The sequence below is a fragment of the Microbacterium pullorum genome (assembly GCF_014836535.1).
Lineage (GTDB): Bacteria > Actinomycetota > Actinomycetes > Actinomycetales > Microbacteriaceae > Microbacterium > Microbacterium pullorum.
On the sequence record NZ_JACSQP010000004.1, the window covers coordinates 114,130 to 128,879 of the forward strand.

The 14,750-nt window shown below is 70.4% G+C and carries 14 protein-coding genes; 9 read left to right on the forward strand and 5 right to left on the reverse strand.

All coding sequences use genetic code 11. The features are described 5' to 3' along the window. Window positions 1-10: 10 nt before the first annotated feature. Window positions 11-1,420 (reverse strand): MFS transporter, encoded by a 1,410-nt coding sequence (locus H9651_RS07515; protein WP_318244801.1) that lies wholly within the window; start codon window positions 1,418-1,420, stop codon window positions 11-13. 187 nt (window positions 1,421-1,607) lie between these two features. Between H9651_RS07515 and dnaK the strand changes: the two genes are divergently transcribed. The 4 genes from dnaK to H9651_RS07535 all read left to right on the forward strand — a co-directional run bounded on the left by dnaK (window position 1,608) and on the right by H9651_RS07535 (window position 5,659). Further along, entirely contained in the window at window positions 1,608-3,476 is a 1,869-nt protein-coding gene (dnaK, locus tag H9651_RS07520; protein WP_191718679.1) for a molecular chaperone DnaK, read from the forward strand. 11 nt (window positions 3,477-3,487) lie between these two features. Continuing rightward, window positions 3,488-4,111, forward strand: coding sequence for a nucleotide exchange factor GrpE (gene grpE / locus H9651_RS07525; protein ID WP_191718680.1), 624 nt, complete (start codon window positions 3,488-3,490; stop codon window positions 4,109-4,111). A 13-nt stretch (window positions 4,112-4,124) separates the two neighbouring features. After that, on the forward strand, window positions 4,125-5,123 hold the full coding sequence (locus H9651_RS07530; protein ID WP_191718681.1) for a DnaJ C-terminal domain-containing protein: 999 nt from the start codon (window positions 4,125-4,127) through the stop codon (window positions 5,121-5,123). 98 nt (window positions 5,124-5,221) lie between these two features. Then, window positions 5,222-5,659 carry a heat shock protein transcriptional repressor HspR gene (locus H9651_RS07535; protein WP_191718682.1) on the forward strand — a complete coding sequence of 146 codons (438 nt, stop codon included), beginning with the start codon at window positions 5,222-5,224 and terminating at the stop codon, window positions 5,657-5,659. Window positions 5,660-5,782: 123 nt separating this feature from the next. On the opposite strand, the gene H9651_RS07540 is transcribed toward H9651_RS07535, so the two are convergent. Together H9651_RS07540 and H9651_RS07545 are read right to left on the reverse strand one after the other, a co-directional pair. Then, a complete protein-coding gene (locus tag H9651_RS07540) occupies window positions 5,783-6,829 on the reverse strand; it encodes a hemolysin family protein (RefSeq protein ID WP_191718683.1) in 1,047 nt (348 codons plus the stop codon). Further along, window positions 6,822-8,189, reverse strand: coding sequence for a hemolysin family protein (locus H9651_RS07545; protein WP_191718684.1), 1,368 nt, complete (start codon window positions 8,187-8,189; stop codon window positions 6,822-6,824). Before H9651_RS07545 ends, H9651_RS07540 begins: the two co-directional genes overlap by 8 nt. A 324-nt stretch (window positions 8,190-8,513) precedes the next feature. Between H9651_RS07545 and H9651_RS07550 the strand changes: the two genes are divergently transcribed. The 3 genes from H9651_RS07550 to H9651_RS07560 are packed head-to-tail and all read left to right on the forward strand — an operon-like array spanning window position 8,514 to window position 10,885. Next, entirely contained in the window at window positions 8,514-9,623 is a 1,110-nt protein-coding gene (locus H9651_RS07550) for an alcohol dehydrogenase catalytic domain-containing protein (protein WP_191718685.1), read from the forward strand. A 54-nt stretch (window positions 9,624-9,677) separates the two neighbouring features. Continuing rightward, the gene (fabG, locus tag H9651_RS07555; protein ID WP_191718686.1) at window positions 9,678-10,427 is read left to right on the forward strand and encodes a 3-oxoacyl-ACP reductase FabG; all 750 of its coding nucleotides are present in this window, start codon (window positions 9,678-9,680) and stop codon (window positions 10,425-10,427) included. Beyond that, entirely contained in the window at window positions 10,424-10,885 is a 462-nt protein-coding gene (locus tag H9651_RS07560) for a MaoC family dehydratase (RefSeq protein WP_191718687.1), read from the forward strand. Before fabG ends, H9651_RS07560 begins: the two co-directional genes overlap by 4 nt. Before the next feature lie 77 nt (window positions 10,886-10,962). On the opposite strand, the gene H9651_RS07565 is transcribed toward H9651_RS07560, so the two are convergent. Together H9651_RS07565 and H9651_RS07570 are read right to left on the reverse strand one after the other, a co-directional pair. Then, entirely contained in the window at window positions 10,963-12,177 is a 1,215-nt protein-coding gene (locus H9651_RS07565; protein ID WP_191718688.1) for an acetyl-CoA C-acetyltransferase, read from the reverse strand. Continuing rightward, window positions 12,174-13,421 (reverse strand): acyl-CoA dehydrogenase family protein, encoded by a 1,248-nt coding sequence (locus H9651_RS07570; protein WP_191718689.1) that lies wholly within the window; start codon window positions 13,419-13,421, stop codon window positions 12,174-12,176. The genes H9651_RS07565 and H9651_RS07570 overlap by 4 nt, the downstream gene beginning before the upstream one ends. 93 nt (window positions 13,422-13,514) lie before the next feature. Between H9651_RS07570 and H9651_RS07575 the strand changes: the two genes are divergently transcribed. Together H9651_RS07575 and H9651_RS07580 are read left to right on the forward strand one after the other, a co-directional pair. Then, window positions 13,515-14,156: a QsdR family transcriptional regulator gene (locus H9651_RS07575; protein ID WP_191718690.1), complete on the forward strand. Its 642-nt coding sequence runs from the start codon at window positions 13,515-13,517 to the stop codon at window positions 14,154-14,156. Window positions 14,157-14,171: 15 nt separating this feature from the next. After that, entirely contained in the window at window positions 14,172-14,585 is a 414-nt protein-coding gene (locus H9651_RS07580; RefSeq protein WP_191718691.1) for an acyl-CoA thioesterase, read from the forward strand. The last annotated feature ends 165 nt before the right edge of the window (window positions 14,586-14,750 follow it).

Here is a 14,750-nt window from a genome sequence, read left to right on the forward strand (position 1 = left end):
CCCGCGGTGCTCATCGTGCGAGGGCGGGAGCCTTCACCGGTAGCAGCAGGAGGAATCCGGCCAGCAGCACCAGCACGATCCCGAGGATCCCGAACGACGTCGCGCCGCCGATGGTGATCAGCAGCGCCCACAGCAGCGAGGTCATCCAGCTCGCGGCACGCCCCGTCGTGGCGTAGAGCCCGAAGATCTCGCCCTCGCGCCCCGCGGGGGTGAGGCGGGCGAGGAACGACCGTGACGCCGACTGCGCGGGACCGACGAACGCGCACAGCAGCAGGCCGCCGATCCAGAACACCACGGCACCGGCATCCACCAGCACGAACACCGCGAATCCCGCGACGATCATGGCGCCGAGCGAGAACAGGATGATCGTCTTCGGTCCGAGGCGGTCATCCCACCGTCCGGCGAGGAGCGTCGACACCCCGGCGACGAGGTTCGCCGCGATGCCGAAGATCACCAGTTCGATGAACTCGAAGCCGTACACCTGGCCGGCGATGATGGCGCCGAACGTGAAGACGCCGCCGAGGCCGTCTCGGAAGACGGCGCTGGACAGCAGGAACCAGAAGGTCGGCCGCGAGTCGGCCGAACGGTACAGCGCCATGACATCCGCCACCAGCAGTCGGTATCCGCGCAGCAGTCCCACGCGGCGCTCGGGCCGCCCGGTCGACGGCTCAGGCACCCAGAGGAAGATCGGGAGGGCGAAGAGCACGGCCCACAGCGCACAGCCGACCGCGATGATGCGGAAGGGCAGGCCCCCCTCGGCGCTCAGGCCGAACCACTCCTGCGTGTAGAAGACGACGACGAGGATGAGGGCGACGATGCCGCCGAGATAGCCGAAGCCCCAGCCGAGACCTGAGACGCGCCCGATGTTGCGGGGTGTCGCGATGCCGATGAGCATGGCGTTGTAATTGACCCCGGCGATCTCGCTGAACACGGTGCCCGCCGAGATGAGGGCCACGCCCAGCCAGAACAGGGCAGGCGCGGGCTCGACGAACCACAGCAGGGCCATGCTCATGACGAGCCCGCCGGTGCCGATCCCGAGCCACAGCTTCTGGCGCCCGGCGGCATCCGCCTGCTGCCCCAGCACCGGAGCGAGCGCCAGGATCAGCAGGCCCGCGATGGTCGTGCCCCAGCCGAGCCCGGCGGCGAGCCCCGCCTCGGCCTGCATCTTGATCGGGTCCCCGTCGCTGAGGGCGGCGATGTCGGCCGGCAGGAATGCGTCGGTGGTGAGGTACAGCGCCGTGAAGATGAAGGTGAGGATCACGGTGTTGAACGGCTGCGCCGCCCAGTCCCACAGGGCCCACGAGAACACCGTGCGCGGGGAGGCCGGTCGGCCCTCTCGCAGCTGCAGTCCCATGACGGGGATCGCGCCGCTGTCGGCCATGGCGGGGAGGTCGGGCGTCGCGCCCGGCGTCGTGTTCACGTGCGCACCTTATCGCGACTGCGTGTACCCCAGGGGTGGTCAGGCAGGCGCCCGAGCCTGCAAACTTGATATGACTCGTATCAAGTTGTTTGACATCGCTGGGTGGGTGTGTTTTCCTTTTCGTATCGATGTTGAGCCGAGCGGGCTCAACCCACAGATTTTCACGCCACACCAGAAGGAGAATCACATGGCACGTGCAGTCGGAATCGACCTCGGCACGACCAACTCGGTCGTCAGCGTCCTCGAGGGCGGCGAGCCGAAGGTCATCGCGAACGCGGAGGGCTTCCGCACGACCCCGTCGGTCGTGGCCTTCACCAAAGACGGTGAGGTGCTCGTCGGCGAGACCGCCAAGCGCCAGGCCGTCACCAACGTCGACCGCACCATCACGTCGGTCAAGCGCCACATGGGCACCGACTGGAAGACCCAGGCGATCGACGGCAAGGCCTACACGCCGCAGGAGATCTCGGCCCGCATCCTCCAGAAGCTCAAGCGCGACGCCGAGCAGTACCTGGGCGACGCGGTGACGGATGCCGTCATCACCGTTCCCGCCTACTTCAACGACGCCGAGCGTCAGGCCACGAAGGAAGCCGGCGAGATCGCGGGCCTGAACGTGCTGCGCATCATCAACGAGCCCACCGCTGCCGCCCTGGCCTACGGCCTCGACCGCGGAAAGGAGGACGAGCTCATCCTCGTCTTCGACCTCGGTGGCGGCACGTTCGACGTCTCGCTGCTCGAAGTGGGCAAGGACGACGACTTCTCCACCATCCAGGTGCGCTCCACCGCCGGTGACAACCGCCTCGGGGGCGACGACTGGGACCAGCGTCTGGTCGACTACCTGATCAAGCAGTTCAAGGACACCACCGGTGTCGACGTCTCGGGCGACAAGATCGCGCTGCAGCGCCTGAAGGAAGCGGCCGAGCAGGCCAAGAAGGAGCTGTCCAGCTCCAGCTCGACGAGCATCAACCTGCCCTACCTGTCGCTCACCGACTCCGGTCCCGTGTCGCTGTCGGAGACCATCACCCGCGCGAAGTTCGAGGACCTCACCAAGGACCTGCTCGACCGCACCAAGAAGCCGTTCGAGGACGTCATCCGCGAGGCCGGCATCAAGGTCAGCGACATCGACCACATCGTGCTGGTCGGCGGCTCCACCCGCATGCCCGCCGTTGCCGAACTCGTCAAGGCGGAGACCGGCAAGGACGCGAACAAGGGCGTCAACCCCGATGAGGTCGTCGCCGTGGGTGCTGCCCTGCAGGCCGGTGTCCTCAAGGGTGAGCGCAAGGACGTGCTGCTCATCGACGTCACCCCCCTGAGCCTCGGCATCGAGACCAAGGGTGGCATCATGACCAAGCTCATCGAGCGCAACACGGCCATCCCCACCAAGCGCAGCGAGACCTTCACCACCGCCGACGACAACCAGCCGTCGGTCGCGATCCAGGTCTTCCAGGGCGAGCGCGAGTTCACTCGCGACAACAAGCCGCTGGGCACCTTCGAGCTCACCGGCATCGCCCCGGCTCCCCGTGGCATCCCGCAGGTCGAGGTCACCTTCGACATCGACGCGAACGGCATCGTGCACGTGTCCGCCAAGGACAAGGGCACCGGCAAGGAGCAGTCGATGACGATCACGGGTGGCTCGTCGCTTCCCAAGGAAGACATCGACCGCATGGTGCGCGAGGCCGAGGAGCACGCCGCCGAAGACAAGAAGCGCCGTGAGTCCGCCGAGACCCGCAACCAGGCAGAGACCCTCGCATACTCGATCGACAAGCTCATCAAGGACAACGACGACAAGCTGCCCGCCGAGGTCAAGTCCGACGTGCAGGCCGACGTCGACGCCCTCAAGACGGCGCTGGCCGGCGAGGACGACGACGCGGTGAAGACGGCGTTCGACAAGCTCAGCCAGTCGCAGGGCAAGCTGGGCGAGGCGATCTACGCCGCCGGCCAGGCGCAGGGCGAGAACCCTGACCCGGCCGCGACCGACCCGGGCAACGGCCAGGTGCCGAACCCCGAGGAGGACGTGATCGACGCCGAGGTCGTCGACGACGAGGACGAGAAGAAGTAGAGAATCGAAACATGACCGACAAGGACTTCGAAGAACCGATCGACGAGGTCCCCGGTGACTCGGGGTCGGGGGCTCAGGCCTCCGACCCCGAGTCGCAGGGAGACGCCGCGGCATCCGCCGCGGGTGCCGACGGTGAAGCCGAACTGACCATCGAGGACATCCTCGCCGCTGCACAGTCCGACGACGCGGCCGCCGCTGACGCTCCCGCCGACGCGGGGGCCGATGCCGACCTGCTCATCGACCTCAAGCGGCTGCAGGCGGAGTACGCCAACTACCGGCGCCGCACCGAGGAGCAGCGCGAGGTGGAGATCGAACGCGCACGCGGGTCGATCGCCAAGGCGCTGCTGCCGGTGCTCGACGACTTCGACCGTGCCGAGAAGCACGGCGACCTCGTCGAGGGCGCGCCGCTGGCGGCGATGGCCGAGAAGCTGCGCGGCATCGTGAGCCGTATGGGCGTCGAGCGCTACGGCGAGGCGGGCGAGGCCTTCGACCCGCAGCAGCACGAAGCGATCTTCCAGGCGCCGACCCCCGGCACCACGACGCCGACGATCCTCGAAGTCGTCGAGATCGGCTACCGGCTGGGCTCGGTCGAGCTGCGACCGGCGAAGGTCGTCGTCGCGGTTCCGGTCGAGTAGAACGGAGGCATCGATGGCGAGTCAAGACTGGTTCGACAAGGACTTCTATGCCGTCCTGGGTGTGAGCAAGGACGTCAGCGATGCCGACCTGAAGAAGACGTACCGCAAGCTCGCGCGCAAGTACCACCCCGACTCCAATCAGGGTGATGCCGCGGCCGAGGCCAAGTTCAAGGAGATCAGCGAGGCCTATGCCGTGCTGAGCGACGCCGAACAACGTGCCGAGTACGACCAGATCCGCGCCATGGGCACAGGCGCCCGCTTCACGGCGGGCGGCCAGGGTGCCGGCGGGTTCGAAGACGTCTTCAGCATGTTCGGCCAGGGCCGCGGCGGCGGCGCGAGGTATCAGTCCGCCGAGGACTTCGACGACATCTTCTCGATGTTCAACCAGCAGCAGGGCGGACGGTTCGGCTCCGGCCGATTCGGTCAGACCTCGGGCGGATTCCGTGGCTTCGGCGGCCCCACCAAGGGTGCCGACATCGCGGCGCGCACGACGATCGACTTCCTCACGGCGACCAAAGGCGAGACCATCACCCTGCAGGGGGAAGACGGCAAGCCGTTCAAGGTCAAGATCCCGGCCGGCGTCAAAGACGGTCAGAAGATCCGGCTGCGCGGCCGGGGGCGCCCGTCGCCCGACGGCGGCGAGAACGGCGACATCGTGGTGTCGGTGACCGTGCGTCCGCACCCGGTGTTCACCCGCGACGGACTGAACCTGCGGGTGACCGTGCCGGTCACCTTCACCGAGGCGGTGCTGGGCGCGACCATCGAGGTGCCGACCCTGGGTGGTGACCCCGTCAAGCTGCGGGTCGCGCCCGGCACTCCCTCGGGGCGCGTGCTGCGCGTCAAGGGTCGCGGTGTCGCCACCACGAAGGGCACGGGCGACCTGCTCGCCGAGGTGCAGATCGCGGTACCCGCGCACCTGGAGGGCGAAGCCAGAGAAGCGCTCGAGCGATTCCACGAGCTGGAGCCCAAGGAGAACCCCCGCGCCGACCTCATGCAGAAGGCGCGAGGCTGAGAACGACGTGAATGCGGGAGCGGCGGCGCGTGCCGCGTACGGCATCCGTGCCGGGCGCCGCGCCGCCCCCCGCCTCTCCACCCGAAGGAGGTGACCGGATGAACGACGAGATCGACGAGGACACCCCGATCTTCGCGATCGCGGTCGCCGCCGACCTTGCGGGCATGCACCCGCAGACGCTGCGGCAGTACGACCGCATCGGGCTGGTCGTGCCCGCCCGCACGCGTGGTGGCTCCCGGCGCTACTCGCCGCGTGACGTGGCGCAGCTGCGTGAAGTGGCACGCCTGTCGGCCGAGGGCGTGAGTCTGCCGGCGGTGGCGCGCATCATCGAGCTCGAGAACCACGTGCGGGAACTGCGGCATCAGGTGCGCGACCTCGAGCACCGGGTGCGTACCGAGCTCGAGAACCGCCCCGGCGCGCGGGTGTTCGCCGCCGGCCCCAGCGGTGGTGTCATCACGCTCCGTCACGGCAAGCGCGTCCCGCGTGCGACCGACATCGTGCTGTGGCGTCCGCGCCCGCAGGAGCCCGAGGACTAGACGCTCGCGCTGCCGAGTGAGTACCCAGGCTGCCGAGTGAGTACTCGTGCCGTCGAGTGAGTATTCGGGATGCCGGGCGGTGGGTGCCCGCCGAAGCGCAGCACCCACCGCCGTCGGCTGTGGTCAGGCGGCGGTGGCCGTGGCGTCCTCGATCTCGCCGACGAGCACCTCGAGCACGTCCTCCAGATACAGCAGGCCGACTGTGCGACCTTCGGCATCCAGGCTCCGCGCGACGTGCGCGCCGCGGCGGCGCAGCATCGCCATGGCATCCTCGAGCTCCGCTGTGCGGTGCACGGTCGCCAGGCGCCGCAGCCGCTTCTGGGGAATGGGGGAGTGGAACTGCTCCGGGCTGTCGAGGTCCATCACGTCCTTCATGTGGACGTAGGCCACCGGCTCGCCGTCGGCCCCCGCCAGCACGTAGCGCGAGAACCCGTGCTCGGCGACGGCCCGCTGCACGTCGGCGGGGGTCGCCTGCGCCGGCAGCAGCACCATGCCGTCCAGCGGTACGTCGACGTCGACCACCGTGCGCTCGGTGAACTCGAACGCCCCGGCGAGGGTGCCGGACGTGTCCAGCAGGGTGCCCTCGCGGCGCGACTGCTGCACGATGTTGGCGACCTCGTCGAGCGTGTATGTGCTCGTCGCCTCATCCTTCGGCTGCACCCGGAACAGGCGCAGGATGCCGTTGGCCGCGGCGTTGAGCGTCCAGATGATCGGCTTGAACACCTTCGCCACCGCCACGAGGGCCGGAGCGAGGATCAGCGCGGCGCGGTCGGGGACCGAGAACGCCATGTTCTTGGGGATCATCTCGCCGAACACGACGTGCAGGAACGTCACGAGCGACAGCGCGATGACGAACGCGATGATGCTGATCAGCTCGGGCGTGAGACCGGTGAGGCCCAGCGCAATCTCCAGCAGGTGGTGGATCGCCGGCTCGGAGACGTTGAGGATCAGCAGCGAGCACACCGTGATGCCCAGCTGGCTCGTCGCGAGCATGAGCGTGGCGTGCTCCATCGCCCACAGGGTGGTCTTGGCCGCCTTGCTGCCGCGTGCCGCGAGCGGCTCGATCTGCGACCGGCGGGCGGAGATGACGGCGAACTCGGCGCCGACGAAGAACGCGTTGGCGATGAGCAGGATGAACAGCCAGACGATGCCCCAGACGTCGTCACTCATGACGGGCCCCCTTCATCAGGCTCTCGCGGGTTCTGTCGTGGTCGGTCATGAGGCTGGCGTCGGTCTCCGGTTCGTCGGGGGTGTAGCGAAGGCGCACGATGCGGTGCCCGTCGATGCGCTCGACGCGGAGCGTGCCCGCGGGCAGGCGCACCTCGTCGCCGAGTTCGGGCAGGCGCTCGAGCACGTCGGTGACGTAGCCGCCGGCGGTCTCGTAGTCGCCCTCCTCGGGGATCTCGACGCCGGTGCGGTCGAGCACTTCGTCGGGGCGCCAGCTGGCGTCGAAGGTGACGGAGCGGCCGGAGCGGAGGATGCCGGTGCGCGTGCGGTCGTGCTCGTCCTCCAGTTCGCCCACGATCTCCTCGACGAGGTCCTCGAGGGTGACGATGCCGGCGGTGCCGCCGTACTCGTCGCCGACCACGGCGATCTGCAGGCCCTCGGTGCGCAACAGCGTGAGCAGGTGATCGGCGCCCATCCCCTCGGGGACGGTGCGTACGTCGCTCATGAGCGCGTCGGCCCGGGTGTCGGTGCGCTCCGCCAGCGGCACGGCGAACGCGTGCTTGACGTGCACGACGCCCACGACGCGGTCGGGGGTGCCGTCGATGACGGGGAAGCGCGAGAACCCGGTCGCCCGCGACTGCGCGATGATCTCCTGCGCCGTGTCGGCGATGTCGACGGTCACCATGCGCACGCGCGGGGTCATGACCTCCGACGCGTCGTGTTCGGCGAACCGCAGCGTGCGACGCAGCAGCTGGGCGTCGGACGTGTCGAGCAGGCCGGCCGTTGCCGAGTGCCGGATGAGGTACGACAGCTCGTCGGCGCTGCGCGCGCCCGACAGCTCCTCCTTGGGCTCGATGCCCATCGACCGGATGATCGCGTTCGCGGTGTTGTTGAACAGCAGGATCAGCGGCTTGAACACCGCGGTGAAGGCCCGCTGGAACGGGGTGACGAGCTTCGCGGTGGCCAGTGGCACGGCGAGGGCGAAGTTCTTCGGCACGAGCTCGCCGATGATCATCGAGAAGAGCGTGGCGATGAGGATGCCGACGACGGCGCCGATGGGCGAGACCGCGCCTTCGGGGATGCCGATGTCCAGCAGGGGGCCGCGGAGCAGGCTGCTGATGGCCGGCTCGAACGTGTAGCCCGTGAGCAGCGTCGTCAGCGTGATGCCGAGCTGCGCGCTGGAGAGGTGCGTCGACGTGATCTTCAGCGCCGAGATGGTGCCGTCGAGGCCGCGCTCACCGCGGGCGCGTCGGGCTTCCAGCTCGTGCCGGTCGAGGTTCACCAGGGCGAATTCACTGGCGACGAACAGGCCGGTGCCGATCGTCAGGACCAGGCCGATGCCGAGCATCATCCATTCGTTCATGTGTCACACCCCCTGACCGTTGAACGTGCCGCAGAAGCGGCTGGGCAGTCAGAGGGCGCGGGACTATGAGCCGGGGGGGTCATCCATGATTCCCCCAGATTAGGGACCGCTCATATCTGCAAGCTGAAAAATCGCCCGAGCGCCCGCTCGTGCCCCGAGCGGGCATCCCTGCCGTCGAGTGAGTATTCGTTGCGCCGAGTGAGTGAGTGAGTATTCGGGCCGCCGAGAGAGTATTCGCGAGGGCGAGCGAGTACTTGCGATGCGCACATACCGCGCAGTCGGTATGCTGGCCGGACGCGGTGCCCGACGAACGAGGAGGTTCGGATGCAGATCACCGGTGCCGTGCTCGAGGTCTCGGGCGCGCAGCCGCCGTTCGCGGCATCCCGCCCGTTCACCGTCGGGCCGCTCACGCTCGAGGGGCCGGCCGCCGGGGAGCTGCTCGTGCGCATCGAGGCCGCGGGCGTCTGCCACTCCGACCTCAGCGTCGTCGACGGCAACCGCCGCCGGCCGGTGCCGATGCTCCTCGGCCACGAGGCTGCCGGCATCGTGGAGCAGGTCGGCCCGGGTGTCGGCGACCTCCGCCCGGGGGTGCGCGTGGTCGTGACCTTTCTGCCGCGGTGCGGATCATGCGCCGGCTGCGCGACGGACGGGCGGCTGCCGTGCGAGATCGGCACGGCCGCCAACACCGCCGGCACGCTCGTGGGCGGCGGGATGCGACTGCGGCGAGGTGTGGATGCCGGCGAGCCGGTGTTCCACCACCTCGGCGTGAGCGCGTTCGCGACCCACGCCGTCGTCAGCCGCACCTCGGTCGTGCCGGTGCCGCCCGATGTGCCCGGCGAGATCGCCGCGCTGCTCGGCTGCGCCGTGCTCACCGGCGGTGGCGCCGTGCTCAACGCCGCACGCCCGGCATCGGGATCGGCCATCGCCGTCGTCGGGCTCGGCGGGGTCGGCATGGCCGCGCTCCTGGTCGCGGTCGCCCTCGGGCTCGAGGTGATCGGCGTCGACGCGGTGCCGGACAAACTGCGCATCGCCCGCGAACTCGGCGCGCGCGACGCCCTGTCGCCGGCGGATGCCGTGGCGCGCGGCATCCGCGTGCCCGCCGTCGTCGAGGCGGCAGGCTCCGCCCGCGCGTTCGAGACCGCGCTGGCGCTCACCGCGCCAGGAGGCGCGACCGTGACGGTCGGGCTCCCGGGCCCCGACGCACGCGCCGAGGTCTCGCCGCTGCAACTGACCGCCGAAGCGCGCACGGTGATCGGCAGCTACCTGGGCTCCGCGGTGCCGGCGCGCGACATCCCCCGATACGTCGATCTCTGGCGCGCGGGGAGGCTGCCGCTGGAGCGGCTGGTGACCTCTCGCATCCGTCTGGACGAGATCGACGTCGCGATGGATCGCCTCGCCGCCGGCGGTGAACTGCGCCAGCTCATCGTCTTCTGACCCGCCACCGACCGCACGACCGTTGCACCCGCAGCATTCTCGAAAGGACACCGCATGACCCGCACCGCCATCGTCACCGGCGCCGCCCGCGGCATCGGCGCCGCCACGGCCCGCCGCCTCGCCGCCGCCGGCCACGCCGTCGCCGTGCTCGACCTCGACGCGGCCGCATGCGCCGACACCGTCGCCGCCATCGAAGCCGACGGCCGCGTCGCACGCGCCGTCGGCGCCGACGTCTCCGATGCGGCTGCCGTGGCATCCGCTGTCGCCGAGATCACCGCCGACCTCGGCGCGCCGACGATTCTGGTCAACAACGCCGGGATCATCCGCGACAACCTGCTGTTCAAGATGAGCGAGGACGACTGGGATGCGGTGCTGAGGGTGCACCTGCGCGGCGCGTTCCTCATGACCCAAGCGGTGCAGGCGCACATGGTGGATGCCGGGTGGGGCCGCATCGTGAACCTGTCGTCGACGTCGGCGCTCGGCAACCGCGGGCAGGCGAACTACGCCGCCGCGAAGGCCGGCATGCAGGGCTTCACCAAGACGCTCGCGATCGAGCTGGGGCGGTACGGGGTGACCGCCAACGCGGTGGCCCCCGGGTTCATCCAGACCGACATGACCCGCGCGACGGCGGAGCGCCTGGGGGTGCCGTTCGAGGACTTCGTCGCCGCGATGGCGAAGGAGATCCCGGTGGGGCGCGGAGGGACGCCTGACGACGTCGCGGCGGCGGTGGCGTTCTTCGTGGGCGACGACGCCGGGTTCATCTCGGGCCAGGTGCTGTACGTCGCGGGAGGGCCGAAGGCATGAGCATCGCGGTGGAGTCGCCGGCGGGGCTTCCCGCTGTCGTGGGCGCGTCGGCGACCGGGGACTGGTTCGAGATCACGCAGGAGCGCATCACGGCGTTCGCCGACGCGACCGAGGATCGGCAGTGGATACACCTGGATGCCGAGCGCGCGGCATCCGGCCCCTTCGGGGGCACGATCGCGCACGGGTACCTGACCCTGTCGCTGCTGCCGCGGCTGACCGAGGGGCTGCTGCAGGTGGGCGGGACCGCGATGGCGGTGAACTACGGCCTCGACAAGGTGCGGTTCCTGCAGCCGGTGCGCGCGGGGTCGCGCGTGCGGGCGGTGACGGAGCTCGCATCGGCGGACGAGACGCCCCAGGGGGTGCGGGTGGGGATGCGCACGACCGTCGAGATCGACGGCTCCCCCAAGCCCGCGCTGGTCGCCGAGACGCTGGCGCTCGTCGTCCCCGCTACCGAGTGAGTATTCGCATCGCCGAGTGAGTATTCGCATCGCCGAGTGAGTATTCGTCGCGAATGCTCACTCGGCACGACGAATGCTCACTCGCGGGCGAGCACGAGGGCCATGCCCTGGCCGCCGCCGACGCACATCGTCTCGAGGCCGTAGCGGCCACCGGTCGCGGCGAGTCCGTTGATCAGCGTCGACGTGATGCGCGCGCCCGTCATGCCGAACGGATGCCCGACCGCGATCGCCCCGCCGTGCACGTTCAGCCGCGACTCGTCGATGCCGAGCTCGCGCGCCGAGGGGATCACCTGCGCGGCGAACGCCTCGTTGATCTCGACCAGATCCATGTCGTCGATCCCGAGGCCCGCGCGCGCCAGCGCCTGCCGCGACGCCTCCACCGGGCCGAGCCCCATCACCTCGGGAGACAGCCCACTCACCCCGGTGGAGACGATCCGCGCCAGCGGCTGCAACCCGAGCGCCTCTACGACCCGCTCCGACACGATCACGACCGCCGCCGCCCCGTCGTTGAGCGGGCAGCAGTTGCCCGCCGTCACGGTGCCGTCGGGGCGGAACACCGGGTCGAGCCCCGCGAGCCCTGCGGCGGTCACCCCCGGCCGCGGTCCGTCGTCGGTCTGCACCACCGTCCCGTCGTCGAGGGTCACCGGCGTGATGTCGCGCGCCCAGAATCCCGATGCGATCGCCGCCTCGGCCCGCTGCTGCGAACGCGCGGCGAAGGCATCCTGCTCCTCTCGCGTCACCCCGTGCAGCTGCGCCACGTTCTCGGCGGTCTGCCCCATCGCGATGTAGGCGTCGGGCAGCCTGCCGTCGGCCCGCGGGTCGCGCCACACCGGAGCACCCGCCTGCGCCCCCGCGGCCGTGCGCGCCGCGGCATCCGCGAACACCGGATTCACCGCATCCGGCAGGTCGGCGAACCCGTGCGCGTACTGCGAGACCGACTCCACCCCGGCTGAGACGAACACATCGCCCTCGCCCGCCTTGATCGCGTGGAACGCCATGCGGGTCGTCTGCAGCGACGACGAGCAGTACCGGTTCACGGTCGTGCCCGGCACGGCATCCAACCCGAGCAGCACCGCGACGATGCGCGCGATGTTCATGCCCTGGCGTCCCGCCGGCTGCCCGGTGCCGACCATCAGGTCGTCGATGCGGCCGGGATCCAGCGCCGGCACCTGCGCGAGCGCCGCGCGCACCATCTGCGCCACGAGGTCGTCGGGGCGCATGTCGGCCAGCGATCCCTTGCGGGCCCGGCCGATCGGCGAGCGGGCGGTGGCGACGATGTACGCCTCGCTCATGACACGAACGCCTGGATGCCGGTGATCTCGCGGCCGACGATGAGGGTGTTCATGTCGTGCGTGCCCTCGAAGGTGTAGATCGCCTCCGCGTCGCAGAACGCCCGCGCCGCGCCGTAGTCGAGTGTGATCCCGTTGCCGCCCATCACCTCACGGCAGAGCGCGACGGTCTCGCGCATCCGCGCGGAGACGAACGCCTTCGCCATCGCGGCCTGCGCGTCGGTCTGCGCGTCGTCGTCCTGCAGCTGCGATACCCGGGTGCACATCGCGAGGCACGCCGTGATGTTCCCGAGCGCCGTGGCGAGCTTGTGCTGCACCAGCTGGAAAGACCCGATGGGCTTGCCGAACTGCTCGCGCTCGCCGGTGTACCGCACCGCCGCCTCGTACGCGCCGATGCCGTTGCCCAGCGCCTGCCACGCCACCTCGGCGCGGGTGAGGCGCAGCACGACGGCGACCTCGGTGAACGAGTGGATCCGCTGCAGCCGCAGCGACTCCGGCACGACCACGCCGGTGAGGGTGATGTCGGCGTTCTCCACCGCGCGCAGCGACTGCTTGCGCTCGATCTTCGTCGCGGCGTACCCGGGGGAGGACGTCGGCACGATGAACCCCTTCATCTCGCCGTCGCCGGTGTCGCGCGCCCACACCACCGTGATGTCCGAGAACGCCCCGCTGCCGATCCAGCGCTTCGCGCCGTCGATCACCCATTCGTCGGCGCCGTCGGCTCCCACCCGCCGCGTGGCGGTGGTGCGCAGCCCGCGCGCGGTGTCCGATCCCGACAGCGGCTCGGTGAGCGCGAACGCGCCCACGATCTCGCCGCGTGCCATCGGCCCGAGCCACCGCTCGCGCTGCTCGTCGGAGCCGCCGACCCAGATCGCATTCATAGCGAGGCCGCTGTGCACGCCCAGGAAGGTCGCCGTCGAGGCATCCACTCGCGAGATCTCCAGTGCCACCCACCCGCGGTACAGGGCGCTGTTGTCGTACTGGGCGACCTCGGGGATGCCGGCGCCGAGCATGCCCAGCTCGGCGAAGCGGGGGAAGAGGTGCCGGGGGCTCTCCGCGCGTTCCCAGAACTCGTCGGCGCGCGGGGCGACCTCGCGCTGCAGGAAGTCGCGGATGCGCCCCAGCTGCGCGCGCTCGCCGTCGGTGAGCGCCGCCTGCAGATCGTAGAAGTCGGCATGCAGGCGCGGGGCGGGCGCGGCGGGCGCGGTGGCTGCGTGGTCTGCGGGGGTGGTGAGGGTGAGCGGCATCGCTCCTCCGATCGTCGGTGATCCGGTGTGACGCCCATCATGCAACATTTCTCAGGATGTTGCATCCGCCTCCCACGGCGATAGAGTTCCGGCATGTCCGCGCCCGCACCCGAGAGCCTCGCCGCCATCGCGACGGTGGGGGTGGATGCCGCGCCGTCGTGGCTCTCGGAGCGCCTGGCATCCCACCCCGACTCCCGCCGCGCGTTCGACCTCGCCCGGGAGTTGTTCATCGCCGGGCACCGCATCGACATGGGCGGGCTGGCCTCGACGCTCGGGGTCGACCGCACGTCGCTGTTCCGCTGGGTGGGCAACCGCGATGCGCTGCTGAGTGAGGTGCTGTGGTCGCTGGCGGTCCCCACCCTCGTGCAGGCCGACCGCGCCACGGCGGAAAGAACCGGGGCGGACCGTGTCGCCGAACTGCTGACGCACTTCGTCGCCGACCTCAACCGGGCGCCGTACTTCCGCGAGTTCCTCCGCCGCGAGCCGGCGCGCGCGCTGCGGCTGCTCACGACGAAGGAGAGCGAGATCCAGCGGCGCTACGTCGCCACGGCCGAGTGGCTCGTGCGCGGCGAACTCGGCGAGCAGCCGCTCGGTGGAGCGATCGACGTGCACAACCTCGCGTACCTGCTCGTGCGCGTGTCGGAATCGTTCACGTACGCCGACCTCATCGCCGGCGATCAGCCCAGCGCTGCGCGTGCCCGCGCCGCATTCCGCGTGCTGCTGCGCGCCGACTGAACCCCTGGAGGACCGATGCCGCACTACGGCGTGCGCCGCCCGTTCGCGACCCGCTGGCGCGACAACGACCAGTACGGGCACCTCAACAACGTCGTCTACTACGAGGCGATGGACACCGCCGTCAACGCGTGGATGATCGCCGAGGCGGGCCTGGAGCCTGCGGCATCCCCCGTCATCGCCCTCGTGGTGTCGTCGTCATGCGACTTCCGCGCGTCGGCGTCGTTCCCCGAGCCGCTCGAAGTGGGCATCGGTGTGGCGCGGCTCGGCACGACGAGCATCACGTGGGCGCTGGGGATCCTGCGCCCCGGCGCGGGGGAGCCGATCGCCGTCGGCACGTTCGTTCACGTGTTCGTGGATGCCGCGACGCGCCGGCCCGTGTCAGTGCCGGACCGGGTGCGCGCGGCCGTGGCCGCGCAGCTCTCGGGGTAGCCCGGCGGGGCGGGGCCGGCGGGTTGCCCAATACGCGCCCCGAACCCGTTGTGGCGGGGGTTCGTTGCCCGGTACGCGCCCCGAACCGGGCTCGGCGGGGCCCGTTGCCCGGTACACGCCCCGAACCCGGGGTGGCGCGGGCTCGTTACCCAGTACGCGCCCCGA